This is a genomic window from Arthrobacter sp. 05T45 (genome assembly GCF_056395875.1).
In genome coordinates, this window is the sequence record NZ_JBFTKI010000023.1 from 13,748 (window position 1) to 38,675 (window position 24,928).

Genomic DNA, 24,928 nt, shown 5'->3' on the forward strand with positions numbered 1-24,928 from the left:
TTCCGGCTCGACTTTCCGGGTCGCCGTGGCGACGGCCACAGCCTAGCGGCGCACCAGTGTCCGCAGGAGTTTCAGCGCCACGGAGATCGAGGCGATATCCACTTGGCCCGGTTTGGTCACTTCCGCGAAGGTGTCCTTGATCCGTGCCAGCTGCTCCTGGTGCCCGCGTTCCCAGGCCACGATGCGCTCCACGGCATCGGACGTGCCGGCGTCGGTGGCATTCAGGCCCTGGGTTGTCGCCATTACCGAGACGGTCATGTCGGCTACGGCGGAATACACATCGTCGCGCAGGGCTGCCCGCGCGAGAGACTCCCAGCGGCTCTGCCGGGGCAGGTCGGTGATGCTGAGCAGCAGGTTCGCGGCACCGATGCGCTGGAACACCGCGTAGTACAGGTCAGCAATAGTGGGGATGGGTTCGCGCACCTGCTCGGAGATCAGGGAGATGTCCAGCAACCCGAAACTCTCCAACAGGTCCGAGGCGCGCAGGCCCAACTCCCGGGGCATCCCCACGGCGGCCCAGTGCGCGACTCTGTCTTCCACGCGGTCCAGGTCGGAGCCGCGGAGGTAGTCCAATGTTCGGGTCCGCAGCAGTTCCAGGGTGGGCATGATCCTGTCCACGGCCGCGGCCACGGGCTGGTCGCGATGGTCATGCGTCACGTACCATCGCGTGGCCCGGTCGAGGATCCGGCGCATGTGCAGCGTCGCCTCGGCGACGTGTTCGGTGGGATATCCGGCGGGGAGTGCGGCCAGCCGGGTGACGATCCACGGCAGGTCGTAGGCCTCGCGCGCCACCACAAAGGCCCTGGCAACGGCGGCGGCGGTGGCAGTGGTTTCCTCGATGGCACGGAAGGCGAAGGTGATTCCGCCGAGATTGATCATGTCGTTGGCCACCACTGTGCACACGATCTGGCGGCGCAGCGGGTGGTCCGCCAGCTCTGCTTCAAAGCGTTCGGACAGCTGGCGTGGAAAATAGCCGCGGAGCACGCGCCGGAACCACGGGTCATCGGCAAGGTCACTGGCGTTGAGCTCCGCTGCCAGTTCGATCTTTGCGTAGGCGGCCAGCACCGACAGTTCCGGCGCGGTCAGGCCCTCACCTGACCGCAGCCGTTCCCTGAGTTGTTCGTTGCTTGGCAGGCCCTCCAGCTTGCGGTCAAGGTCCGTTGCGTTCTCGAGCCAGTCCATGGTCCGTTCGAAGCCCGGGCTCCATTCCCGCACCAGGTGCCGGTCGTTGAAGAGCAGGACATTCTGGTCCGCGTTGTTGGCCAGCACAAGGCGGGCCACCTCGTCCGTGAGGGAATGCAGGAAGCCGGCACGTTCCGGCGACGGCATCTTTCCCGCCGCGATCATCCGGTCCACGAAGATCTTGATGTTTACTTCATGATCAGAGCAGTCCACGCCGGCTGAATTATCGATGGCGTCGGTATTGAGCAGGACGCCGGACAGGGCGGCCTCGATCCGCCCGAGCTGCGTGATTCCGAGGTTCCCGCCCTCGGCGATGATCTTCGCCCGCACCTCATTGCCGTTGACCCTGACGGGGTCGTTCGCCTTGTCGCCAACCCCGGTGTTGGCCTCTGATGAGGCCTTGATGTAAGTTCCGATGCCGCCGTTGTACAGCAGGTCCACGGGCGCCCGGAGGATGGCCTGAAGCAGAGCGTGTGGCGGCAGGGACACGGTGCCCGGTTCCAGGCCCAGAGAGCTCCTGACCTGTTCAGTGATGCCGATGGACTTGGCCCGGCGGGAATGGACACCACCGCCCTCGCTGATCAGTGCTGGATCGTAGTCCGCCCAAGATGAGCGGGGGAGGGCAAAGAGCCGCCGCCGTTCCTCGAACGAGGCCCCCGCATCCGGCGCCGGGTCAAGAAAGATGTGGCGGTGATCGAAAGCCGCCACCAGCCGGATGTGGCGGGAGAGGAGCATCCCGTTCCCAAAGACGTCGCCGCCCATATCGCCGATGCCGGCAACTGTGAAGTCCTCTGCCTGGCAGTCCATCCCGAGTTCGCGGAAATGCTGTTTCACCGATTCCCAGGCCCCGCGGGCCGTGATGCCCATCTGCTTATGGTCATAGCCCACGGTCCCGCCGGACGCGAAGGCATCGCCCAGCCAGAAGCCGTACTCCGCTGCCACCGCGTTCGCAGCGTCGGAAAATGACGCTGTTCCCTTGTCCGCCGCCACCACGAGGTAATAGTCGTCGACGTCGTGCCGCACCACTCGCGCCGGAGGCACCACTGTTTCGCCGTGGGCGGTGGTGACCAGGTTGTCGGTGATGTCCAGCAGCCCGCGGACGAAGGTCCGGTAGCATTCCAGGCCCTCCGTCAGCCAGGCGTCGCGGTCCATGGCCGGGTCCGGCAACTGTTTGGGATAGAAACCGCCCTTAGCGCCGGTTGGCACTATCACCGAGTTCTTCACGTTCTGCGCCTTGACCAGGCCAAGGACCTCGGTGCGGAAATCCTCGCTCCGGTCGGACCAGCGCAGCCCGCCCCTGGCCAGTGCCCCGAAGCGCAGGTGGACGCCTTCCACGCGGGGCGAGTACACCCAGATTTCGTATTTGGGACGGGGAAGCGGGGCACCCGCGATCGCGGAAGGGTTCAGTTTGAAACTCAGGTGGGGCTTCGCCTGGAAGTAGTTAGTACGGAGCGTGGATTCCACCAGGTTCATGAAGGTGCGCAGCAGCCGGTCGGCGTCGAGGACGGGAATGTCGTCGATCGCGGCCAGCAGATCCTTCCGAGCCGCGTCGGTGTCCCCGAACCGGCGTGCCGCCTCCAGCTCGGGATCGAACTTGGCCCTGAACAATGCCAGGAGCGCGTGGGTTGCCCGGACATTGACCAGCAGGGTATCGGCCATGAAGCCGTAGGAGGTCGTTGTGCCCAATTGCTGCAGGTACTTGGCATAGCTGCGCAGGATTGCCGCCTGGCGCCATTCGATGCCCTCCCGGAGGACGAGGCCGTCAAAGCGGTCCGATTCTGAGTCCCCACGCATGGCAGCTCCGAAGGCATCCCCCAGCAGCCCGCTGGTGCGGGACGGATCCACGCCGGCCGGGTAGCGGACGCCAAGGTCATAGAGGAACAAGGCCCGGTCCCTCCCGCGCACCACATCGAAGGGCCGTTGGTTCAGCACCTCCAGTCCGAGGTTGTGGAAGAACGGCAGGATCCGCGTCAGGCTGTGGGCGGTGGTCAGGTAAAGCCGGATCCGTGCGTCTTCGGCCAGCGTCGGGGAGGCGTCGGTGCGGACATAAACGGCCAGCTGAGGATCGTTCAGCGGTCGCCCGCCCGTGCCGTCGAGATCGAACCGCTCGAACGTATTGATGTCCTCGACCGCGTCCTCGACCTCGAAATCAGCCCGGTAGCTGGCCGGGAAGGCGGCGGACCACAGCGCCGACAACCGGCTGGCCTCCGCCGACGGCAACCTGTCACGGAGCGCTTCGTCCAGGCCCTGGGCCCAGGTCCGCGTTGCGCTGACAATGCTCCGCTCCACTTCAGCGGGATCGACGTCGGGCATCCCGCCGGCGGGCAACAGTATCCGGAAGAACACGCGGGCCATCGGGGATTCACTAAGCCTGACTTCGAACTCGAGCGAGGAGGACCCGAAAGCCTGTTTAAGCTCGTGTTCAATCCGGAGGCGGACGGCCGTGCTGTACCTGGGCCGGGGGAGGAACACCAGCGCGGTCATGAAGCGCCCGTAGCTGTCAGCGCGCAGGAACACCCGTGTCTGGTGGTGGGCCTGCAGGCGCAGAATCTCTCGGGCAAGCCCGGAAAGTTCATCCAGGTCCCGGTGGAACAGCTCGTCCAGGGGGAAGGACTCGAGGACGGTGAGGAGCTGCTTGCCAGGGTGGGAGGCCTCGGTGAAGCCGAAACGCTCCTGGATGGCGCGTACCTTGTCCCGGATGACCGGGATGCGCCGCACGGACCGGCCCGTGGCGCCCGGGGCGAAAAGGCCCACAAACCTGACTTCTCCCGTGGCCTTCCCGGCGCTGCCGAAGGTCCGGACGAGGATTTCATCCAAGTAAGCCGGGCGGGGGACGGATGATCTCAGATCCGAAATGGAGATGGTGAGGACCTGCGAATGGGGCAGCCCCGTAACAGGCTGGCGGGCCTCCGGCCGCCCGTCCCTGAGCAGGCCCAGCCCCGCGCCGGGCAGCAACGACACAACATCCGGGCCCTCCGCCGTCGAGTACTGATATTCGCTGTATCCCAGAAACATGAAGTTGCCGCGGTCCAGCCAGCCCAGGAGCTCACCGAGCTGCTCCGGAGCCGGAACTGTGCCGGCGGGCAGCAGGTCCAGGGAGTTGATGGTGCGGGCGAGACGGGCGTGGATGGCTGGGGTGTCATCAGCGACCAACTGGACGTCCGCCAGGACACGCCGCACGTTGGCGGTGAGCTCCACAGTGGCCCGTGACCCCGGCAGGCGGCCTATCTCTGCCGCCACCCACGTTTCGGATCTCCACCCCGGCGGGTCCTGAACGGTGCCGGCCGCCGCGGCGCCCGGGACGCCAGCAATTGGGCCCGTCGGTCCGGACTGCGAGGACCCATGCCGTACTTCCACCAACCGATCAGTCCGCGGATCCCGCCGCACCAGAAAATTGGGATGCACCAGTAACCGAATGGACTCGTTTTGGCGGGCCAGCTCCGCAGTAAGCGAATGGATCAGGTGCGGAATGGCGTCGGCAACCACCAGCAGGACGCTGGCGTCGCTTTCGTTCAGGATGTCGACGGCCGCCGTGCCTGCCGGACGGCCGTCCGCTAGTTCCGCATGGTGCCTGGCGCGCTGCTCCAGGTTTTCGGGACTGTAGCCTTGGAGGTCCTCCGGCGCAGCGTGTTCGTAGTACGCCGCGAGGAACTGGTCATCGAAGCCGGGGAAAACGTGGCCGGGCGCATGCCCCGGGTGTACCGATTTGCGTGACATGCCCCTGCGCCTCCACTGCGCGGGCTCAACCGCATGCCGCGGCCGACCATCCTGTCCCCACGCCTGTCTTCATCATCGCCGCGTTCCCGTGAGCAGTCCAGACCCGGTACGCCCCGCCGGGACGGCCTGTTCGCCCGCCGGGGACGGACGGGCCCGCTACGCCGGACGGCCGGTGGGATCCTCCGACGTCGGATCCGCCAGTGCCAGTCCGCCCACGGGACTGTCGTCCCAGTGGATGAGTTCCCAGCCGTTGGCGGGATCGCCTTCCAGCGCCACGATTCCGGTGTTGTCCAGCACGTGCCTGATGGCAAAGTCCGGTTCGATGTTGTCCGCCCGCAGGCCGGCCCACACCCGGATGGCTGCGCCGTGGCTGACCACGGCCACGGATCCTGAGCCCCCCGCCCCGTTTGTCCGTCCCGCTATTTTGGCGATCGCGGCGTCGTAACGCTCAAAGAAGTCCCGGCCGCTGGGACCGGCAGGCATCCGGCGGTCCAGCTCGCCGTCCGCCCACGAAAAAATGGTGCCGATGTACTGCTTGTGCGATTCGTGGTCCGTGCGCTTTTCCAGCGACCCGGCCTCGATCTCGTGAAGGCCCTCCAGCACCTCGGTTTCCAGCCCGTGCACCCGGGCGAGCGGTGCCGCTGTGATCTGCGTCCGAACCAGGGTGGAGGCGTACAGGGCAAGGATCCGCTCGTTCGCCAAGGCGCGGGACAACGTCTCGGCCTGACGCTCGCCGAGTTCGGTCAGCCCGGGCCCCGGGTGCGCCGTGTCCAGCTGGCCCAGCACATTGCCGGGCGTCTGGCCGTGCCGGATGAGCAGAAGCCTCATTTGAGGTGGTCCACCAGCTGGTCCGCGATGCCCGTGTACTTGCCCGGGGTCAGCGTCAGCAGGCGGGCTTCGGCGTCGGCGGACAGGCCGAGGCTCTGAACGAATTCCTGCATCCGGGCGGCATCCACGCGCTGTCCGCGGGTCAGGTCCTTGAGCCGCTCGTACGGGTTTTCCATGCCGTCGACGCCGGCGATGGCCTCGGCGCGCATGACCATCTGGATGGCCTCGCCGAGGACTTCCCAGTTGGTGTCCAGGTCCGCGGCCAGCACGTCCTCGGCAACCTTGAGCCGGTCCAGGCCCTTGGCAACGTTCGAGATGGCGAGCAGCGAGTGGCCGAACGCCACACCGATGTTGCGCTGCGAGGAGGAGTCGGTGAGATCGCGCTGCCAGCGGGAGGTGACCAGGGTGGAGCCGAGGACGTCCAGCAGGCCGGAGGAGATCTCGAGGTTGGCCTCGGCGTTTTCGAAACGGATCGGGTTCACCTTGTGCGGCATGGTTGAGGAGCCCGTGGCGCCTGCCACCGGGATCTGCACAAAGTACCCGATCGAGATGTAGCTCCAGATGTCGGTGCAGACGTTGTGCAGGATGCGGTTGAAACGCGCGACGTCGGCATAGAGTTCGGCCTGCCAGTCATGGCTTTCGATCTGCGTGGTCAGCGGGTTCCAGGTCAGGCCGAGGCCTTCGACGAAGCCCTTGGCGACGTGCTCCCAGTCGGCGCCCGGGACGGACGCGACGTGGGCGGCGTAGGTGCCGGTGGCGCCGTTGATCTTGCCGAGGTATTCGGTGCGGGCGATCCGGTCCAGCTGCCGGTTGAGCCGGTGCGCGATGACTGCCAGTTCCTTGCCCAGCGTGGTGGGCGTGGCGGGCTGGCCGTGGGTGCGGGAGAGCATCGGCACGGCGCGGTTGTCCCCGGCCATGGCGCTGATCTGGCCGACGAGGGCGCGGGCCGCAGGCAGCCACACGTCCTCCACGGCCCCCTTGATGCCCAGGGCGTAGGAGAGGTTGTTGATGTCTTCCGAGGTGCAGCCGAAGTGCACCATGGCGGTCAGGTGATCGATTCCGATGCCGGGCAGGCGGCGGCCGATGTAGTACTCCACGGCCTTGACATCGTGGACCGTAACGGCCTCGATCTCGGCGAGTTCGGTGACGGAGGCGGCGTCGAACTCCGTGACGATCGCACGCAGTTGCTCCTGTTGTTCCGCCGTGAGCGGTCCGGCCCCGGGCAGGACGCTGTTGCCGGTCAGGTGGATCAGCCACTCGACCTCCACAGCCACGCGGTCGCGGTTCAGGGCAGCCTCGGAAAGGTAGTCGACCAGCGGCGCGACGGCGGACTGGTAGCGGCCATCCAGCGGGCCGAGCGCGATCTGGTGGTCGGACGCGGCGAGGGCCAGGCGTCCGGACGGCGTGCGGGTATCAGCTGTGGCGGCAGTTTCAGGCATATGGCGATTCTTTCACGAAGTGCCGCCGGGCCTTAAGCGCCCCCGTCCTTATGACATTGCCGGATGACATTGCCGGCTGGCAGCGCATGGCGGTCCGGGACGTTGTCCACATAGCCGGGCGGCTCTCTTCAGCGGGCACAGGCCGCCCCGCTAGCGTCGGTTCATGGGCAGCTGGATGAGGCAGGTCACTGGGATGAGGCCGGGGTGAGGCCGGGATGAGGCCGGTCAACGGGATAGCACCGGGACCGGCGGGCAGTGTGGCGGTGCAGGATATGGCGGTTCTTGGCGTGACGGCCGCCGACGCCCTTGAGTGCGCTTCGCGCAGTTATGAAGTCCAGCAGTTTGCTGCGCGCGTTGCGCGGTGCGCCGATGAGGCTGATGCGGTGCTCGCCGCCCTCGCCCGCCTTGAGCTGCAGTCGTGGCAGTCACCGGCCGGCCGCGCCTACCGTGTGGCCTTGTCCCTGCACGCGGCGGCGCTGCACCGAAGCCGGGATGCGCTGCTCGATGCTGTTGCCGTGGTGCTCCGGCATGCCCGGAACGTGGCGCAGCCCACGGACCAGATGGGACCCTGATGGCCGAGTCGAGTCCGGCGGGCTCCGGCGGCGGCCCCGGGGTTTCCGCGCCGCCGCGCGACGGCAGCCTGCTCATCCGGGGCGGAATCGGCGGGGTGAGCTTCCAGTTTGAGGAGCTGCTGGCGGGTGCCGCGGCACTGGACGGGCTGGTGCGGCAGCTGCAATCGGTTGAGGTTGAGGCCGACACCGTCCGGCGCGCACTCTTTCCCTACCAGTCCGACTCCTACACCAGCGGCAGCAACGCCATCATCGCTGTGGGGGAGGCCGGCCGGGAGGTCGGACGCGTCCGGTCCCAGCTTCAGCGGATCGGCGACGACGTCCGCGCCAGTCACCGCGAATACGAATATGCCGAAGCCCGGAATGCCCTGCTGCTGCGGATGGGACTGCACGGCTCCGAGTACGGCGCAGCACCGGAGCCCTTCGCCCTGCCCGGGGTGCGCGGCACTGTTGAAGGCTGGGTCGCCATGGCGCCCCGGAATCTCGCCGTGCTGCTTGGCCTGCCCTGGCCTTTGGCCGCCGTGGCCAGCGCCCTGGCCGGGCCCGCTGACGTCCGCCGCCTGGTGCGGGACGCCTCGGAAGCGCCGGGGCTCGTGTTCCTCAAGCCCCGCCCCGTCAGCATCGTGGGCCGGGAGACGTTTACGGCCGACGTCGACCTCTCACCGGCCGGGCTGCTGCGGCGGGCCGGGGCAGTGGGAGAGCAAGGCGGCCGGATCGAGGTTATCGAGGTCGACGGCGGTTCCCGGCCCGCGTGGGTGGTGATCATCCCCGGAACCCAGCAGGGCGCCCTGCCGGAAGGAACCAACCCCTTTGACCCCGCCGGAATCGCCGAGGCCCTGGGCTATGACTCGGCGTCGACGGCGCAGGCCATCAGGGAGGCGTTGCGGCAGGCCGGGGCCGAGGCCGGGGATCAGCTCGTGGCCGTCGGCTACAGCCAGGGCGGGATCCACGCGATGAATCTCAGCAAGGACCGTGCTGTCCTAGCCGAGTACGACCTCAAGTTCGTGCTGACCGCGGGCTCGCCGGTGGGCGGGATCAGCCCCGCGCCGGGGATCCGCAGCCTGCACCTCGAACATGAGCAGGACTGGGTGCCGGGGGCGGACGGACTGGCGAACCCGGACACCAGGGACCGGGTGACCGTGACCCTCACCAACCCGCTGGCGGTGCCGCCGCCACAGGATTTCGGCCTGGGTCCCGGGCACCGGCTGGAGAATTACGCTGACGGGGCCGCGCTCGTCTCCGCGAGCCGGGACAACACCCTGCAGAACTCCACCGCGGCACTGGCCGCAGTGGTGGGGACCGGCGGGGCGGCGTCGGTGACCAGGTTCTCGCTCCGGCGTGAGGCCCGGCCGGAACCGCGGGCAACGCCCGCAACCACTTCGGGCACGCCGCGCGGCACGGGCGCTTCTAACGATCGAGGGCAGGAAGGAAGCTCGCCACGAGGGACACCAGACTGATGATGATGGCGGCGAACACGGCAGTCCAGAAGAACGAGTCGATGGTGAAGTGCACAGTGGTGTAGCTGCTGATCCAGGAGGTCAAGTAGAGCATCGCGGCGTTGATGACCACGGTGAACAGGCCCAGGGTGAGGATAGTGATCGGCAGCGAGAGGAGGCTGACAATGGGCTTGACGAAGGCATTGACCAGACCGAAGATCAAGCCGATGAACAGGTAGCCCAAGATGATGCTGATGGTGCCGTCACTCTGGGTGGAAATATCCAGCCCGGTGAGGATCCAGCAGGCGATTGCAAGGGCCAGCCCGTTGATGATGACTCGTACGATGATTGAGCGCATGGCCCCATGCTGTCATACGCCCGGCGGCGACGGCAGGGACCATATTCCCCATGTCAGCAACGGCTATCCCCTACGGACAGCAATCGGCTCCCGCAACTGCGGCAGCGACCCGAAGTAGGCTAGTTGGCATGACTTCATCAGAGAATCCGGCCGGGGGCATCAGGCCCCGTCCGGTGGTAGACCTCCTCCCCCGCTACGCGGCCGGAAAACCCCCCGTCCCCGTGGAAGGCCTGACCAGCTACAAGTTGTCCTCCAACGAGAACCCGTTGCCCCCGATCCCTGCAGTGCAGCAGGCCATCGCGGCGCAGACCGATTTCAACCGCTACCCCGATCCGCTCAGCAGCAGGCTGCGTGAAGCGCTCGCCCGCTTCCTGGATGTTCCCGCCGAGGACATCGTCACGGGCGCCGGCAGCCTGGGCGCCCTGAACCAGCTGCTGACCACCTTCGCCGGCCAGAACGACGACGGCAAGGCCGACGAGGTCATCTACGCCTGGCGCTCGTTCGAGGCCTACCCGATCTGCGTAGGACTGGCCGGCGCCGAGAGCGTCCGGATCCCGCTGACATCCGACGGGCGGCATGACCTGGACGCCATGGCCGCCGCAGTGACTGCGCGGACCCGGATGATCCTGCTGTGCACGCCCAACAACCCCACCGGACCCATCCTGACGGCCGAGGAAACGGAGCACTTCATCCAGGCCGTTCCGGCCGACGTCGTGGTGGTCATCGACGAGGCCTACCAGGAATTCGTGCGCGCCGGCGACGCCGTGGACGGCATCGCCATGTACCGCAAGTACCCCAACGTCGTCGTCCTGCGGACCTTCTCAAAAGCGCACGGCCTCGCCGGACTCCGCGTGGGCTACAGCGTCTCCAGGCCCGAACTGACGCAGCACCTGCGCGTCAGTGCCACCCCCTTCGCCGTGTCCCAGATCGCGGAAACGGCAGCCGTGACGTCGCTCGAGCACTTCGCCGATGTTGTAGAAAGGGTACAAAGCCTGGTGGACGAACGGGACAGGGTCACGGCGGGACTGCGTGAGCTCGGGTGGTTCGTCCCGGAGGCCCAGGGCAACTTTGTCTGGCTCAATCTGGGCGAAAACAGCGCGGAATTTGCCGCCCTGGCGGCGGAACGGGCGCTGTCCGTACGGGCCTTCGGCAACGAGGGCGTCCGGGTCAGCATCGGCGAAACGGAAGCCAACACCCGTTTCCTGGAGCTCTGTGCGATCTATACAAAACCGCCGCGGCGTTCCTAGCGCTTAACACTGCGCGCTCAGGCCGCCCCGTGCGGATAAAGTAAGGACCAGTAAGCCAAAATATATGCCGGACCTGGAATGTATTCCTGGTCCGGCATATATCCCAGCGATTGCGGCGCATTCGGATGCGGCAAGCAAGGAGACGGTATGGGCGCCACACATCTGCCCTCTACCGAGTTCGACGGAACCGGGATGGATGACCAGCTCGAAGCGGAGGCCGAGGCCCAACTGGGTGCCCCGGCCGAGCCGATGGTGCAGTTGCTGGACCCGGACGGCACCCTGGGCTCGGACCCGGTTTTCTCAAAATACGCCGAGAAGCTGGACCCGGGCACCCTGCGCGGCTTCTACGCGGATATGGCCAAGATCCGCCGCTTCGACGTGGAGGCCACCGCCCTGCAGCGGCAGGGCCAGCTGGCCCTGTGGGTCCCGCTCACCGGACAGGAAGCCGCCCAGATCGGCTCCGGACGGGCCAGCCAGCCGCAGGACTACATCTTCCCCACCTACCGCGAGCACGGCGTGGCCCTGACGCGGAACGTGGACCTGGCCGAGCTGCTGCGCCAGTTCCGGGGCGTCTCCAACGGCGGCTGGAACCCGAAGGACACGAACTTCCACCTCTACACGCTGGTCCTGGCCGCCCAGACCCCGCACGCCGTCGGGTACGCCATGGGCATCCAGCGGGACCAGAAACTGGCGGCCGCCAACGCCGTCGCCAGCGGTGAGGCGGGACAGGCCGTGGAGCCGAACGCCGCCGTCATGGTGTATTTCGGCGACGGCGCCAGCTCCGAAGGGGACGTCCATGAATCCATGGTGTTCGCCGCTTCCTACCAGGCGCCCGTGGTCTTCTTCTGCCAGAACAACCACTGGGCCATCTCCGTGCCAAGCTCCGTGCAGACCCGCATCCCGCTCGCCAACCGCGCCAAAGGTTACGGCTTCCCCGGCATCAGGGTGGACGGCAATGACGTGATCGCCGTCCACGCCGTCACGGAATGGGCGCTGGAGCGGGCCCGCGAGGGCCATGGTCCCGTACTGATCGAGGCGTTCACCTACCGGGTCGGGGCGCACACCACGGCCGATGACCCCACCAAATACCGCGCATCCGCCGAAGAAGGCCTCTGGCGTGCCAAGGACCCGCTGGCGCGGCTGGAGAAGTATCTCCGGGCCCAGGGCCTCGCGGATGACAGCTTCTTCGAGCAGGTCAAGGCCGACGGCGACGAGCTCGCCGCCTATGTCCGCAAGACCACCCACGACCTCGAAACCCCGGACATCCGGACCGCCTTCGCCAACACCTATGTGGAGGCCCACCCGCTGGTGGCCGAGGAACTGGCCTGGTTCGAGGAATACAGCGCAGGGTTCGCCGATGAGGCGTCCGCCGATGAGGCACGCACAGCCGAGACAGACAGGGCGGCCCGCTGATGACCACCATGACCATTGCGAAAGCCATCAATGAGGGTCTGCGGGCCACGTTGAACAACAACCCCCGCTCGCTGCTGATGGGCGAGGACATCGGGGCCCTTGGCGGCGTCTACCGGGTCACCGACGGGCTGATCGCCGAATTCGGCGCCGACCGCGTGGTGGATACCCCGCTGGCCGAATCCGGCATTATCGGCACCGCGATCGGCCTCTCCCTGCGCGGCTACCAGCCGGTCTGCGAGATCCAGTTCGACGGTTTCGTGTTCCCGGGGTTCAACCAGATCACCACCCAGCTGGCCAAGATGCACTCGCGCAGCAACGGCAACCTGACCGTTCCCGTCGTCATCCGGATTCCGTACGGCGGCGGCATCGGCTCCATTGAACACCACTCCGAATCGCCGGAGGCACTGTTCGCCCACACGGCCGGGCTGCGCATCATCACCCCCTCCAATCCGCACGATGCCTACTGGATGATCCAGCAGGCCGTTGACTGCCAGGATCCCGTGATCGTCTTCGAGCCCAAGCGCCGCTACTGGCTCAAGGGTGAGGTCGACACCGAGACCCCGGGTGCGTCCGCTGACCCCTTCAAGGCGCATGTGCTCCGCGAGGGCACCGACGCGACCGTCGTCGTTTACGGCCCGCTGGTGCCCGTGGCCCTCGCAGCGGCCGAGGCCGCCGCCGAGGACGGCCACAGCGTCGAGGTGATCGACCTCCGTTCCATCTCGCCGATCGACTTCGACACCGTCACGGCCTCGGTCCGGAAAACCGGCCGGCTGATCGTGGCCCACGAGGCCCCAACATTCGGCGGCATCGGCGGCGAAATCGCCGCGCGGATCAGCGAGCGGGCGTTCCATTCACTGGAGGCCCCCGTCATCCGCGTCGGGGGATTCCACATGCCCTATCCCGTGGCCAAGGTCGAAGAAGACTACCTGCCGGACATCGACCGCATCCTTGAGGCGCTCGACCGCGCCCTGGCGTACTGACGAGGACCCATGACGCTCAACAAGTTCAACCTTCCCGACGTCGGCGAAGGGCTGACGGAGGCCGAAATCGTCGCCTGGAAGGTCAAGGCCGGCGATACCGTGGCCGTCAACGACGTCCTGTGCGAGATCGAGACGGCCAAATCCCTGGTGGAACTGCCCTCACCGTTCGCCGGGACCGTCACGGAACTGCTGGTGCCCGAGGGAGTCACGGTGGATGTCGGCACGCCGATCATCAGCGTGAGCGACGCCGTCGACGCCCCGGCGCCGGCCGCCGCGGCGCCCGCCCCGGCGCCTGTAGCCCAGGAGCAGGCTGCCGCCGCGCCCATGTACGGCACGCTTCCGGCTGATGACTCCGACGCCGGCGAACCAGCCGGGCGCCCGGCCGGCGGGCCGCTCGTGGGCTCCGGTCCCAAGGCCGACGCAGTCAAGCGCCGGCGGCGGATTTCCGCCCCTGCGGCAGCCGGCCACGACGCCCCGTCCGCCGCGGCAGCCACCGGCGCTGCCGCCCCGGTGGTGGAGCAGGTGGGGGTGGAGGCCCACGACATATGGATCAACCCGGACGCGGCCAGCCGCCCTGCCGACGCGGCCACGGGCCCCGCCGGCTCCGTTGAGGCGCGCCCCACCTTCGGCGGTGCCATCAGCGGCCTGGTCGGCAAGGTGCTGGCCAAGCCGCCGGTCCGCAAGATCGCCCGGGACCTCGGGATCAACCTGGCCGATGTCGTTCCTACCGGCGCCCGCGGTGAAGTGACCCGCGAGGACCTGGTGAGCTACCAGGCCCAGCGGGACGCCGAGGTGGACAAGGCGGACTCGTTCTGGGGCAAGTCCGGCCGCCCGCAGGACCAGCGGATCGAGCGGATCCCGGTCAAGGGAGTCCGCAAAGCCACCGCGAAGGCCATGGTCGAATCCGCGTTTGCCGCGCCGCACGTCAGCATCTTTGTCGACGTCGATGCCAGCCGCACCATGGAATTCGTCAAACGCCTCAAGGCCTCCCGCGACTTCGAAGGCATCAAGGTCTCCCCGCTGCTGATCCTGGCCAAGGCGGTCATTTGGGCCGCGGCGCGAAACCCGAGTGTCAACGCAACGTGGGTGGACAACCCGGACGGCAGCGATTCCGCGGAGATCCACGTCAAGCACTTCATGAACCTGGGCATCGCGGCCGCCACGCCCCGCGGGCTGATGGTGCCGAACATCAAGAACGCCCAGGACCTCTCGCTCAAGCAACTGGCCCTGGCCCTGAACGAGCTCGCCACGACGGCGCGGGCCGGCAAGACCCAGCCTGCCCAGATGCGCGGCGGCACGCTCACCGTGACCAACATCGGCGCCCTCGGGATCGACACCGGAACGCCGATCATCAACCCGGGCGAGGTCGCCATCGTGGCGTTCGGCACCATCAAGCAAAAGCCCTGGGTCCTGGACGGCGAAGTCATTCCGCGCTGGATCACCACCCTCGGCGGCTCCTTCGACCACCGCGTGGTGGACGGCGACCTTTCGGCCCGCTTCATGGCCGACGTCGCCGCCATCCTGGAAGAGCCGGCCCTGCTGCTGGACTAGCCGGCGAAACCGGCCACGAAACCGGCCGCGAAACCGCAGAACCCCGCCGCTGAACCTTTCAGCGGCGGGGTTTCTCAGTGTTGGGGTTTCTCAGTGGCCAGCCTGGCCCGGGCCGCTCAGTTTCCCGAGTATGCGGTCAGGATCTGGACCAGCGCGGGATCGCCGCTCATGCCGGCGAGGGCGGCCGAGGCGGCAAACATCAGGCCCGCGAGCCCCGCGCAGCACGCGCTGATTCCCGTCAGGAACTTCCAGTCCTCCCGGAACACGCTGCGCAAGGTGTCGGGCATGCGCAGTCCCGGGGCAATCAGGTTGGGTGCGCTGTCCGTCGATCCGTCGTCCAGGAACGCGACAACGCGACCGGCACCGCGGTCCACGCGCATGGCGCTGATGTGGTTGCCGTGCCGGGCCAGCAGGATGTCGTGGCCAACCAGCTGGCGGCGCTGAAGAGTGATCATGGGGCTCCCTTGGTAGGTGGGTTCTCGGACGTCCGCACCATCGCAGGGCACCTCCCATTTTACTGAGCCGGTCCGCGCCGGGCGGCCCGCTGGGCGGTGAGGCTGCCCACGACAGAGGGTGATCCTCATCAAGTCCGGACACGGCCACGACCGGACACAGCCAAGTCCGCGCCCTCCTGTCCCGCGGCTACGCCCGGCACTAGAGTGGCACCAGCCGCCGACAGCCCGGGCGGAAGCGGATCAAAGGAGATGTTGCGTGTTTTCAAGCCCGTACCCCGACGTCGATGTTCCCAACCTCGGCATTTACGACTACCTCTTCGGCGCTCTGGCAGAGGAGGACCTGGACCGGATCGCCGTCGTCGATGGCGCCAGCGGTGCGGAGACCACCTACCGGGCGCTGCGCGGGCAGATCGACGCCCTCGCCGGTGCCGTCGCCGCCCAGGGCCTGGGCGTGCACGGCGTGGCCGCCATCCTGTGTCCCAACGTCCCCGCCTTTGCGACCGTCTTCCACGGCCTGCTCCGGGCAGGCGCAACGGTCACCACCATCAACGCCCTGTACACGGCCGACGAGATCGCCACCCAGCTCACCGACGCCGGCGCGGACTGGCTCTTCACCGTATCGGCGCTGCTGCCGGCCGCCCGGGAGGCCGCCGAAAGGACCGGGATCCCTGCCTCACGGCTCGTGGTGCTCGACGGCGCCGACGGCCACCCGTCGCTGGCCGACTTGCTCGCCACGGGCGCACCGGCACCCCGCGTCTCGTTCGATCCCGCCACGCATGTGGCCGTGCTGCCCTACTCCTCCGGCACCACCGGCCGGCCGAAGGGGGTCATGCTCAGCCACCGCAACCTGGTCGCCAACGTGGAACAGGCCAGGGGTCTGCTCGACGTCGGCCCCGAAGACCGGGTCCTGGCGCTGCTCCCGTTTTTCCACATCTACGGGCTGACCGTGCTGCTGAACCTCGCGCTGCGCCAGCGGGCCAGGCTTGTGACCATGCCCCGGTTCGACCTGCCCGAGTTCCTGCGGATCATCCAGGACCACCGGTGCAGCTACCTGTTCATCGCGCCTCCCGTGGCCGTGGCGCTGTCCAAGCACCCGCTCGTTGCCGAGTACGACCTCGGCTCGGTGCACACCACCCTTTCCGGTGCGGCGCCGCTGGACGGCGAACTTGGCAAGCGCCTGGCCGAACGCCTCGGCTGCCAGGTCCTGCAGGGCTACGGCATGACCGAGATGAGCCCGGTATCGCACCTCATTCCGCGCGTGGGCCGCGATGGGCTCAGGGTCCCCGTCAGTTCCGTGGGGTACACGGTGCCGAACATGCAGTGCCGCCTCGTGGACCCGGCCACGGGGGAGGAGATCCCGGTTCCCGCGGAAGGGACCAGCGCGCCGGGGCACCTGTTGTGCCGCGGGCCGAATGTGATGCTCGGCTACCTCAACCGGCCGCAGGAAACCGCGGACACCCTGGACGCGGACGGCTTCCTGCGCACCGGGGACATCGCCACGGTGCGGGCGGACGGGGTGGTGACGGTCGTGGACCGGCTCAAGGAACTGATCAAGTACAACGGCTACCAGATCGCCCCGGCGGAACTGGAGGCGCTGCTCCTCACCCACCCCGGCATCGCCGACTCCGCGGTGGTCGGCTCCCTCGACGCCGACGGCCAGGAAGTGCCCAAGGCGTTCGTGGTCCGCCAGCCGGGCGCGGACGGCGATGCCTTGGACCTGGCGGGCGTCATGGACTTCGTGGCGGCCCGGGTGGCGCCGTTCAAGAAAGTCCGACAGGTTGAGTTCATCGACGCCGTGCCGAAATCCGCCTCAGGAAAGATCCTGCGGCGGATGCTTGGGTCTGCAGGCTCAGATACCGGCCAAGCCGCCGTGCCGGCAGCGGCACCGAAGAAGCAGTAGCGCCTCAGTCGGCGTCGGTCTTGGCGATGTAGACGTCACAGGGGGCGTTGTGGGCCACGCTGTTCGCAACGCTCCCCAAGACCCGGCCGATTCCGCTCATGCGCCGGTTGCCGACCACGATCATCAAGGCACTGGTCCGTTCGGCTTCCCGGATCAGGGCCTCGGCCGGCTTGCCCCGCGCGGCGGCGTACGTGACGGTGATGTCCGGGCGGCGCAGGCCTTCCGCGACCGAGCGCGCAACCGTTTCCGCGTTGCCGGCGTCGGAAACGATCCACTGGTCACTGCCGCTGCCGAAGACCTGTGTCTTGTCGCTGTCAAAGGCGCTGACCACATGAAGTGTCGCCCCCACGGAAACTGCGAGGTCGCGCGCGGTGTGCGCCGCCCGCAGTGCAGTTTCACTGCCGTCGACGCCGACAACGATTATTCCGGTCATGGACCGCTCCTCTTTCAACGAGTAATGCTGTTTAGTGTGCCTGGCCGATCAACTTGCCCCAGCGCGCCCCAGTCGAGGCCCCGCATGGATCCTGCCGGTGTTCACGCTACAGGGCGGCCAGGGCTTCCCGCAGGACCGGCGCGAGCCGCCGCACACCCTCGCGGATCGATTCGGGCGGCACCGCGCTGAACGCCAGCCGGATCTTGTTCGACGGGTCGTCCGAGTTCGTAAAGGCCGCTCCCGGAATGAAGACGACGCCGGCGTCGATGGCCTTCCTCAGCAGCGGGTAAGTATCCACGCCGTCGGGCAGCGTAACCCACACGAAGAAGCCGCCCTCGGGGCGCGTCCAGGTCAGTCCCTCCGGCATGTAGTCGGCCAAGGCGGCCAGCATTGCCTCGCAACGTTCCTGGTACAGCCCCCGATACGTCTCGATCTGGCCGCGCCAGTCGTAGTCGCGCAGATAGGCCGACACCAGCATCTGGTTCAGCGTCGGCGGGCACAGGGTGACGGCCTCCGACGCCAGGTAGTACCTGCGCTGCAGGTGGGCCGGGACCAGGGCCCAGCCGATCCGCAGGCCCGGGGCGAAGATCTTGGAAAAGGACCCCATGTAGATGACGTCATCCGGGTTGGCCGCCCGCAGGGGGGTGAGCGGCTTGCCGTCGAAGCGGAGCAGGCCGTAGGGGTTGTCCTCCAGCACCAGAATATTCGCGCGACGGCATATATCCACCACGGATTGCCGGCGTTCCGCGGACAGGGTGATGCCGGACGGGTTGTTGAAGCTGGGAATGGTGTAGAGGAACTTGACGTTCTTGCCCGCGGTCTGGAGGGCGGCGATCTTTGCCTCCAGCAGATCAGGGATGATGCCGTCACCGTCCATCGGCACCGTTTCGACCTCCACCTGGTAGGCCTCGAAGGTGTTGAGGGCCCCGACATAGGTGGGGTCCTCCACGAGGACCACGTCGCCCGGATTGCAGAAAACCTTGGTGGCCACATCCTGCGCGGACTGCGAGCCGGCCGTAATGACGATGTTCGCGGGGTCGGCGTCCAGGATCCCCTCTGCCGCCATGACCTCGCAGATCTGGATGCGGAGCTCTTCAGTGCCTTGGCCGCCGCCGTACTGCAGGGCGGTCATCCCCTGCTCGGCGATGATCTTGGCGGCGGTCTGGCCCAGGCGTTCCAGCGGCAGGGACTGCAGGTAGGGGCTGCCCCCGGCGAGGGAAACGAGTCCGGGGCGCATCGAGATGTCGAAGACATCCCGGACCGCCGACTGCTTGATATTTGCTGCGCGCTCCGAGAACAGGATCTCGTGGCGGTGGGCGGACGTAGCCGCACGTTCGATTGCGTCAATGGCCTCGGCCGGAAGTACTGCTGCGGCGGCATCAAGTGTTTCGTGGGTCACAAACCCAAGGATACTACCCGTGTTGTCTTGGGGGAAACGATTGTTTCCAAATCATGCCCGGGCCGAAAGCGACCGGGCTGCTCCGGGCGGCCCGAGGCCCCCGGCAGCCGTGTGCTGCCGGGGGCCCGGGAGGTATCTGGAGCGGAGTGCGGGGTGCGGTAGCTTACGCCGCTTCCGCAGCGGGAGCCTCGGCCAGCGCGTCGAACACGCCCTTGATCTGCTCGACAACTTCGGCGTCGTCCTTGGGGTGAACCTCGGCGAAGCGGACCATCGAGCCCGGGACTGCCAGCTTGACGTTTTCGAGGACTTGGGCGCCGGCGATGCCGACGGCCTTGCGGGCCTCGTCCTGGGCCCATACGCCGCCGAACTGGCCAAAGGCGGTTCCGACAACCGCGGTGGGCTTGCCGGACAGGGCGCCTGCGCCGAAGGGGCGGGACAGCCAGTCGATGGCGTTCTTCAGCGATGCCGGGACGGTGCCGTTATGCTCCGGCGTGACCAGCAGGATGGTGTCGGCCTCGTTGGCGGCGGCCCGCAGGGCGGCGGCGGCCGCGGGCACCTGGCCTTCGACGTCGATGTCCTCGTTGTAGAAGGGGATGTTGCCCAGGCTCTCGTGAATGACCACGTCCACCTGTTCCGGGGCGTTGAGCGCGATGGCCTCGGCCAGCTGCAGGTTGGTGGAGCCGGCGCGAAGGCTGCCGACGAGAGTGAGGATGGTCTTCTTGGACATGTGTACTCCTGTGCATCACGCCGCGGGGTGATTCCGGCGGCTGGTGGATCGTGAGGCTTTGGGGGCCTTCACCCATCCTAAACGGACTGCGGTCCGGTTATATTCCGGGGCGCTAGAATCAGCGGTGTGAGCCTCATTCCGATCCGTCCCGGTGCCCAGTCCGGGGCAGGGCGCCCCGTCGCGCCCGCCGCAGAATCAGCGCGCAGCGACGCGATGCGCAACAGGGAGCTCCTGCTCTGCGCCGCCCGGGAAATCGTTGAGGAATCCAGCGCCGACGCCCTCACCATGGACCGGCTGGCGCAGCGCGCCGGAGTTGGAAAAGGGACGGTCTTCCGGCGGTTCGGCAGCCGTGCCGGGCTGATGATGGCGCTCCTTAGCGACGCCGAGGCCGAATTCCAAGGCCGGTTCATGTTTGGTCCGCCCCCGGTAGGTCCCGGCGCGCCGCCCCTGGAGCGGCTGATCGCCGTGGGCGCCGCCCGCATTGACTGGATCCTGGAATTCGGGGAGCTGGCGCGGGCCGCCGACGCCTCGGTCTACAACAGGTTCGATGTCCCGCCGGCCGTCCTCTGGCGCCGTCATCTCGAGATGCTGCTGCGCGAAGCCGGCGTGACGGCGGACCCGTGGGTCATGGCGTCGGCCCTCGGGGCGTCGCTGGAGCCGGAACTGCTGCTTCATTCCGTCGGCGTGCACGGGATTGCGCCGGAGCGCCTTGCGGACACCTGGCGGGAGCTTGTCACGCGCGTAGTGTGCGGCTCCTAGCGGCGCAGCCGGTTCCGTGGTCCAAATCCATTCCACGGAGTTATTCATAACGATCTGTAGCGAAGCCGCCGTGTCGCGGCCCGTGAGAGCCCGGCGGAGCCCGGCTAATGTGATAGCTTCCTCTGGAATGTGACCCGCAACATAGCCCACAAGGGCTCAGCCGCAAGGCATGCGGGCGGCCGGAAACCAGCTGGCCCATACTCCCGAACCGGCTGCGGAACCCGCTGCCGGATGGGGACGACGGAAGGATCGACGTTGTGAATAATCTTGTCCCTGGCACAGGCGGGCCCGCCCGTGCGGCCGCAGCCGTGACGCACGGATCTGCTCAGGCAACGGCGATCCAGAACTAGCCGCTCCATGCTTCGATATCTCGCCAAACGTGCGCTCACGTATGTCTTCATGATCTTCCTGACCACCAGTGCCGGCTATCTCCTGGCTGTGAGCACGCTGCAGCCGGCGCTGCTTGAGCAGGAGCGGATTCCGCGGCCCACGCCCGAGCAGGTGGTCAATTCCTTCCGGCTCAAGGGGCTCGATCCCACCCTCAACCCGTGGGAACGCTACGTCGACTGGCTCACCGCCATTCTCACCCGCTGGGACTGGGGACGGAGCCCCAACGGTGCCTTCATCAACGCCGAGTTCGGCGACCGGGTCTGGATCTCAACCCGGCTCTTCCTGGCCTCGATCATCCTGACCCTCGTGATCGGCGTCGCCCTCGGCGTCTTCACCGCGGCCCGGCAGTACAAGGCCTCGGACCGGGCCATCACCTCGTACAGCTACCTCATGTACATCGTCCCCGCACCGATCGCCTACTTCCTGGTGCAGCTGGGCGCCATCAACATCAACGAGTCGGTCGGGGAGCGGGTCTTCTTTGTCACCGGCATCTCCACCCCGGGCCTGGACGGCGACGGCTGGGCCCAGTTCGTCGACATGCTCGCCCACTACGCCGTGCCCACGTTCGCCATCACGATTGTGGGCTGGGGCGCGTACCAGATCGCCCAGCGCCAGTATCTGCTGGACAACGTCAACGCCGACTTCGTCAGGACGGCGCGGGCCAAGGGCCTGACCCGCAACCAGGCCATCAGCCGGCACGCCCTGCGGGTGTCCTTCATCCCCGTGGCGCAGAGCATTGCGTTCACCATCCCGGCCATCTTCGCCGGCGGCTTCTTCGCCGAGAAAATCTTCGCCTGGCACGGCGTCGGGTCCTGGTCCATCGACTCAATTGCCCTGCAGGACGTCAACGCGGCCACCGCGACCCTCGCCTACGGCTCCGTCATCTTCGCGGTCGGAGCGATCCTCGCCGACTTCGCCACCACGCTCGTGGACCCGAGAGTGCGGGTGCAGTAATCATGACCAACCTCAACACGATTGACCCAGCCGCCGTCCTGGACGAAGGAAAGTTCGGCGACGACGAGGTCGTGATCGGCAAGTCGCAGATCATCCTGCGGCGCTTCCTGCGCAACCGGACAGCGGTCGCCGGCCTCGCCATCTTCCTGGCCCTGACCCTCTTCTCCTTCATCGGCGGCTTCTTCGGCAGCTGGGACAAGGAGACCATCGACCCCTTCAACATCGGCATGCCGCCCTCCGCGGAGCACCTGCTGGGCACCTCCCAGGCCGGGATCGACCTCTACGCCCTTACCGTCGAGGGCACCAGGGTCTCCATCCTGATCGGCGTCGTCGTCGGCCTCGTTTCGGTGCTGATCGCCGCCGTCTACGGCTGCACCATGGCGTTCTTCGGCCGCAAGGTGGACAAGGTCATGCTGTTCATCCTCGAAGCCCTGATCATGATGCCGGCCCTGCTGGTTGTCGCGGTGGCCACGAGCGGCGGCGCCAACGGCCTGAAGAACACCGTCCCGAGCTGGCTGCTGCTCATCATCGTGCTGCTGGTCTTCAGCTGGATGGGGACCGCACGCCTCATCAGGTCCCTGTCGCTCTCCCTCATGCAGCGTGACTTCGTCAAAGCCTCCCAGTACATGGGCATCCCGCCGCGCCGGATCGTCTGGCGCCACCTCGTGCCGAACATCGGCTCCCTGCTGGTCCTGGAAGTCACCCGCGGCGTCACCGGCGCCATCCTCGCCGAGGTCGCGTTCTCCTTCATCGGCATCGGCATCAAGGTCCCCGACGTGAGCCTGGGCGTCCTGATCGGCCAGTCGACCTCCCAGGTTTCCACCTTTCCGTGGATGTTCTGGGCGCCCCTGATCGTGATGTTCCTGCTGACCGGCTCGCTCGCCATGATGAACGACGGCCTCCGCGACGCGTTCGACCCCAGCTCCAGCTCCGTTGGCCGCGCCAAGAGGAGCAAGGCCACTGGCCACGCCACCGGCGGCGCCACCGGCAAGACACAGAAGAAGAGCAAATGACCAGCAACACCACCGCACGGGACACCGCGCAAGGGACCGCCGAGCGCCTCCACGCCGCCGGGCTGCACGCCCCCACGAGCGCGGTCCTCTCCGTCCGGGACCTCAACGTCCGCTTCAACACGGAAAACGGCGTGGTGCACGCGGTCCGCGGCGTCGACTTCGACGTGATGCCCGGCAAGACGCTGGGCATTGTGGGCGAGTCCGGCTCCGGCAAATCCGTCACGTCCATGGCGATCATGGGCCTGCTGCCCGCGACGGCGGAAATCACCGGTTCGGTCCGGCTGCAGGGCAAGGAGCTCCTGGGGCTCAGCGACAAGGCCATGTGCCGCCACCGCGGCAGCGACCTCGCCATGGTGTTCCAGGACCCGCTGTCCTCCCTGACCCCGGTCTACACCGTCGGCACCCAGATCATCGAGGCCCTGACCGTCCACAACCCGACCATGAGCAAGCAGGCCAAGGAGGCACGCGCCGTCGAACTCCTGGGGTTGGTCGGCATCCCCAGCCCGAAGGACCGGCTCAAGGCCTTCCCGCACGAGTTCTCCGGCGGCATGCGCCAGCGCGTCATGATCGCCATCGCGATCGCCAACAACCCGCGGGTTCTGATCGCCGATGAGCCGACGACGGCGCTGGACGTCACCATCCAGGCGCAGGTCCTCGAGGTGCTCCACGCCGCCCAGGAGGAGACCGGCGCCGCGGTCGTCATGATCACGCACGACCTCGGCGTGGTCGCCGGCATGGCGGACGACATCATGGTGATGTACGCGGGCAGGCCGGTGGAGACCGGCAGCGTCGATGACATCTACTACAGCCCGCGGATGCCCTACACGATGGGCCTGCTCGGTGCGGTCCCGCGCGTGGACGTCGCGGAAAAATCGTCGCTGGTGCCGATCGACGGCATCCCCCCGAACCTCACCCAGCCGCCCACCGGCTGTTCGTTCGCGCCGCGGTGCCCGCTGGCCAGCGAGGCCTGCCTCGACGGCGAACCTGACCTTCGGGCGGTGGCGCCCGGCACCGGGCACAGCGCCGCGTGCATCAAGAGCGAGGCCCTCGCCGACGTCGATGTCCACACTGTTTTCGCCGTCCCGGCCGTGCCGGTATCCCGCTTTGACAGCCTTCCCCGGCACGAACGCAAGACTGTCCTGGAACTCCGCGACGTCAGGAAGCACTTTCCGCTGATGAAGGGCGCCCTGATCAAGCGCAGGATCGGCACGGTGAAGGCCGTGGACGGGCTGAGCTTCGATATCCGTGAGGGCGAGTGCTTCTCGATCGTGGGGGAGTCGGGCTGCGGAAAGACCACCACCCTGCTGGAAATCATGGAGTTCCACAAGGACCAGGACGGCGAGGTGGTGATCGGCGGGCTGAGCAACAAGCAGGCCGCGGACGCCCGGGCCAAGAGCGCCATGCGCAAGGAACTGCAGATGGTGTTCCAGGATCCCACCGGGGCACTGGATCCGCGCTTCACCGTCTACGAGGTCCTGGCCGAGCCGATGGAAAACCTGGGCATGCCCAAGGCTGCCATCCGGAAGCGGATCATGGAGCTCATGGAGCTGGTGGGCCTGCAGGCGGACCACGTCAACCGGTTCCCCAACCAGTTCTCCGGCGGCCAGCGCCAGCGCATCGGCATTGCCCGCGCCCTCGCGGTGAACCCCCGGCTGGTGGTCCTGGATGAGCCCGTCTCCGCCCTCGACGTATCGGTGCAGGCCGGCGTCATCAACCTCCTGGACAAGCTCCGTGCCGAACTCGGCCTCAGCTACCTCATGGTGGCCCATGACCTCTCCGTGGTCCGGCACATCTCCAACCGCGTTGCCGTCATGTACCTGGGCAAGATCGTGGAGATCGGCGACGTCGACGCCGTCTTCGACAACCCCCGCCACCCCTATACCCGTGCCCTGCTCTCCGCGATCCCGGTACCGGATCCGGAGCTGGAGCGCACCCGCGAGCGGATCATCCTCCAGGGCGACCTGCCCTCGCCGCTGGAAGCGCCGGCAGGCTGCAACTTCGCCACCCGCTGCCCCGTGTTCGCGGCCCTGCCGCCGGCCAAGCAGGAGAAGTGCCTGACCCTGGAGCCGGCCCTCGAAGCGTCCGCCACCGACCAGCAGTTCGCCTGCTTCTACCCGGACGGCGAACTGGACGCGGACATGCTGGTTGTCCACGAAAACCACTGAATCACCGGACCAG

General features: G+C 67.4%; 19 protein-coding genes. 11 read left to right on the plus strand and 8 right to left on the minus strand.

Annotated features, from left to right (window positions below; genetic code table 11):
• Positions 1–42: 42 nt before the first annotated feature.
• The 3 genes from AC1DGD_RS17715 to purB form a co-directional block, all read right to left on the minus strand.
• Positions 43–4,899 carry an NAD-glutamate dehydrogenase gene (locus AC1DGD_RS17715; protein WP_476857690.1) on the minus strand — a complete coding sequence of 1,619 codons (4,857 nt, stop codon included), beginning with the start codon at positions 4,897–4,899 and terminating at the stop codon, positions 43–45.
• Positions 4,900–5,055: 156 nt separating this feature from the next.
• On the minus strand, positions 5,056–5,727 hold the full coding sequence (locus tag AC1DGD_RS17720) for a histidine phosphatase family protein (protein WP_476857691.1): 672 nt from the start codon (positions 5,725–5,727) through the stop codon (positions 5,056–5,058).
• Positions 5,724–7,166, minus strand: a complete 1,443-nt coding sequence (gene purB / locus AC1DGD_RS17725) for an adenylosuccinate lyase (RefSeq protein WP_476857692.1) — start codon at positions 7,164–7,166, stop codon at positions 5,724–5,726. The genes AC1DGD_RS17720 and purB overlap by 4 nt, the downstream gene beginning before the upstream one ends.
• 272 nt (positions 7,167–7,438) lie before the next feature.
• Between purB and AC1DGD_RS17730 the strand changes: the two genes are divergently transcribed.
• Entirely contained in the window at positions 7,439–7,738 is a 300-nt protein-coding gene (locus AC1DGD_RS17730; RefSeq protein ID WP_476857693.1) for a hypothetical protein, read from the plus strand.
• Positions 7,738–9,192, plus strand: coding sequence for a hypothetical protein (locus tag AC1DGD_RS17735; protein ID WP_476857694.1), 1,455 nt, complete (start codon positions 7,738–7,740; stop codon positions 9,190–9,192). Before AC1DGD_RS17730 ends, AC1DGD_RS17735 begins: the two co-directional genes overlap by 1 nt.
• Here AC1DGD_RS17735 and AC1DGD_RS17740 read toward each other — a convergent pair.
• Positions 9,143–9,529 (minus strand): phage holin family protein, encoded by a 387-nt coding sequence (locus AC1DGD_RS17740; RefSeq protein ID WP_028277592.1) that lies wholly within the window; start codon positions 9,527–9,529, stop codon positions 9,143–9,145. The genes AC1DGD_RS17735 and AC1DGD_RS17740 overlap by 50 nt on opposite strands.
• Before the next feature lie 128 nt (positions 9,530–9,657).
• Between AC1DGD_RS17740 and AC1DGD_RS17745 the strand changes: the two genes are divergently transcribed.
• The 4 genes from AC1DGD_RS17745 (at position 9,658) to AC1DGD_RS17760 (ending at position 14,720) form a co-directional block, all read left to right on the plus strand.
• Positions 9,658–10,776 (plus strand): histidinol-phosphate transaminase, encoded by a 1,119-nt coding sequence (locus AC1DGD_RS17745; RefSeq protein WP_476857695.1) that lies wholly within the window; start codon positions 9,658–9,660, stop codon positions 10,774–10,776.
• A gap of 147 nt (positions 10,777–10,923) precedes the next feature.
• Positions 10,924–12,189 (plus strand): pyruvate dehydrogenase (acetyl-transferring) E1 component subunit alpha, encoded by a 1,266-nt coding sequence (pdhA, locus tag AC1DGD_RS17750; RefSeq protein ID WP_476857696.1) that lies wholly within the window; start codon positions 10,924–10,926, stop codon positions 12,187–12,189.
• Positions 12,189–13,169 (plus strand): alpha-ketoacid dehydrogenase subunit beta, encoded by a 981-nt coding sequence (locus AC1DGD_RS17755; RefSeq protein WP_090582226.1) that lies wholly within the window; start codon positions 12,189–12,191, stop codon positions 13,167–13,169. Before pdhA ends, AC1DGD_RS17755 begins: the two co-directional genes overlap by 1 nt.
• A gap of 9 nt (positions 13,170–13,178) precedes the next feature.
• Positions 13,179–14,720: a dihydrolipoamide acetyltransferase family protein gene (locus tag AC1DGD_RS17760; protein WP_476857697.1), complete on the plus strand. Its 1,542-nt coding sequence runs from the start codon at positions 13,179–13,181 to the stop codon at positions 14,718–14,720.
• 116 nt (positions 14,721–14,836) lie between these two features.
• On the opposite strand, the gene AC1DGD_RS17765 is transcribed toward AC1DGD_RS17760, so the two are convergent.
• Positions 14,837–15,175, minus strand: coding sequence for a hypothetical protein (locus AC1DGD_RS17765; protein WP_476851437.1), 339 nt, complete (start codon positions 15,173–15,175; stop codon positions 14,837–14,839).
• Positions 15,176–15,431: 256 nt separating this feature from the next.
• On the opposite strand from AC1DGD_RS17765, the gene AC1DGD_RS17770 reads away from it, so the two are divergent.
• Positions 15,432–17,075, plus strand: a complete 1,644-nt coding sequence (locus AC1DGD_RS17770) for an AMP-binding protein (RefSeq protein ID WP_476857698.1) — start codon at positions 15,432–15,434, stop codon at positions 17,073–17,075.
• A 4-nt stretch (positions 17,076–17,079) separates the two neighbouring features.
• Here the strand turns inward: AC1DGD_RS17770 and AC1DGD_RS17775 are convergent, their stop codons facing one another.
• The 3 genes from AC1DGD_RS17775 to AC1DGD_RS17785 form a co-directional block, all read right to left on the minus strand.
• Positions 17,080–17,508, minus strand: coding sequence for a universal stress protein (locus AC1DGD_RS17775; protein ID WP_223914942.1), 429 nt, complete (start codon positions 17,506–17,508; stop codon positions 17,080–17,082).
• 106 nt (positions 17,509–17,614) lie between these two features.
• On the minus strand, positions 17,615–18,907 hold the full coding sequence (locus AC1DGD_RS17780; protein WP_476857699.1) for an aminotransferase-like domain-containing protein: 1,293 nt from the start codon (positions 18,905–18,907) through the stop codon (positions 17,615–17,617).
• Positions 18,908–19,070: 163 nt separating this feature from the next.
• On the minus strand, positions 19,071–19,634 hold the full coding sequence (locus AC1DGD_RS17785; RefSeq protein WP_018775397.1) for an NAD(P)H-dependent oxidoreductase: 564 nt from the start codon (positions 19,632–19,634) through the stop codon (positions 19,071–19,073).
• Between the two features lie 126 nt (positions 19,635–19,760).
• Between AC1DGD_RS17785 and AC1DGD_RS17790 the strand changes: the two genes are divergently transcribed.
• The 4 genes from AC1DGD_RS17790 (at position 19,761) to AC1DGD_RS17805 (ending at position 24,915) form a co-directional block, all read left to right on the plus strand.
• A complete protein-coding gene (locus tag AC1DGD_RS17790; RefSeq protein ID WP_476851440.1) occupies positions 19,761–20,393 on the plus strand; it encodes a TetR/AcrR family transcriptional regulator in 633 nt (210 codons plus the stop codon).
• 357 nt (positions 20,394–20,750) lie between these two features.
• Complete coding sequence (locus tag AC1DGD_RS17795) at positions 20,751–21,737, plus strand: ABC transporter permease (protein WP_028277582.1); 987 nt, start codon at positions 20,751–20,753, stop codon at positions 21,735–21,737.
• Positions 21,738–21,739: 2 nt separating this feature from the next.
• Positions 21,740–22,750 (plus strand): ABC transporter permease, encoded by a 1,011-nt coding sequence (locus AC1DGD_RS17800; protein WP_476857700.1) that lies wholly within the window; start codon positions 21,740–21,742, stop codon positions 22,748–22,750.
• Positions 22,747–24,915 carry a dipeptide ABC transporter ATP-binding protein gene (locus tag AC1DGD_RS17805; RefSeq protein ID WP_476857701.1) on the plus strand — a complete coding sequence of 723 codons (2,169 nt, stop codon included), beginning with the start codon at positions 22,747–22,749 and terminating at the stop codon, positions 24,913–24,915. The genes AC1DGD_RS17800 and AC1DGD_RS17805 overlap by 4 nt, the downstream gene beginning before the upstream one ends.
• Positions 24,916–24,928 lie beyond the last annotated feature (13 nt).

What these genes read in the sequence shown, in the direction of transcription:
- AC1DGD_RS17715 (WP_476857690.1), bottom strand. Translation starts at nt 4,899, where the DNA reads ATGTCACGCAAATCGGTACACCCGGGGCATGCGCCCGGCCACGTTTTC.
- AC1DGD_RS17720 (WP_476857691.1), bottom strand. Translation starts at nt 5,727, where the DNA reads ATGAGGCTTCTGCTCATCCGGCACGGCCAGACGCCCGGCAATGTGCTG.
- purB (WP_476857692.1), bottom strand. Translation starts at nt 7,166, where the DNA reads ATGCCTGAAACTGCCGCCACAGCTGATACCCGCACGCCGTCCGGACGC.
- AC1DGD_RS17730 (WP_476857693.1), top strand. Translation starts at nt 7,439, where the DNA reads ATGGCGGTTCTTGGCGTGACGGCCGCCGACGCCCTTGAGTGCGCTTCG.
- AC1DGD_RS17735 (WP_476857694.1), top strand. Translation starts at nt 7,738, where the DNA reads ATGGCCGAGTCGAGTCCGGCGGGCTCCGGCGGCGGCCCCGGGGTTTCC.
- AC1DGD_RS17740 (WP_028277592.1), bottom strand. Translation starts at nt 9,529, where the DNA reads ATGCGCTCAATCATCGTACGAGTCATCATCAACGGGCTGGCCCTTGCA.
- AC1DGD_RS17745 (WP_476857695.1), top strand. Translation starts at nt 9,658, where the DNA reads ATGACTTCATCAGAGAATCCGGCCGGGGGCATCAGGCCCCGTCCGGTG.
- pdhA (WP_476857696.1), top strand. Translation starts at nt 10,924, where the DNA reads ATGGGCGCCACACATCTGCCCTCTACCGAGTTCGACGGAACCGGGATG.
- AC1DGD_RS17755 (WP_090582226.1), top strand. Translation starts at nt 12,189, where the DNA reads ATGACCACCATGACCATTGCGAAAGCCATCAATGAGGGTCTGCGGGCC.
- AC1DGD_RS17760 (WP_476857697.1), top strand. Translation starts at nt 13,179, where the DNA reads ATGACGCTCAACAAGTTCAACCTTCCCGACGTCGGCGAAGGGCTGACG.
- AC1DGD_RS17765 (WP_476851437.1), bottom strand. Translation starts at nt 15,175, where the DNA reads ATGATCACTCTTCAGCGCCGCCAGCTGGTTGGCCACGACATCCTGCTG.
- AC1DGD_RS17775 (WP_223914942.1), bottom strand. Translation starts at nt 17,508, where the DNA reads ATGACCGGAATAATCGTTGTCGGCGTCGACGGCAGTGAAACTGCACTG.
- AC1DGD_RS17785 (WP_018775397.1), bottom strand. Translation starts at nt 19,634, where the DNA reads ATGTCCAAGAAGACCATCCTCACTCTCGTCGGCAGCCTTCGCGCCGGC.
- AC1DGD_RS17795 (WP_028277582.1), top strand. Translation starts at nt 20,751, where the DNA reads ATGCTTCGATATCTCGCCAAACGTGCGCTCACGTATGTCTTCATGATC.
- AC1DGD_RS17800 (WP_476857700.1), top strand. Translation starts at nt 21,740, where the DNA reads ATGACCAACCTCAACACGATTGACCCAGCCGCCGTCCTGGACGAAGGA.
- AC1DGD_RS17805 (WP_476857701.1), top strand. Translation starts at nt 22,747, where the DNA reads ATGACCAGCAACACCACCGCACGGGACACCGCGCAAGGGACCGCCGAG.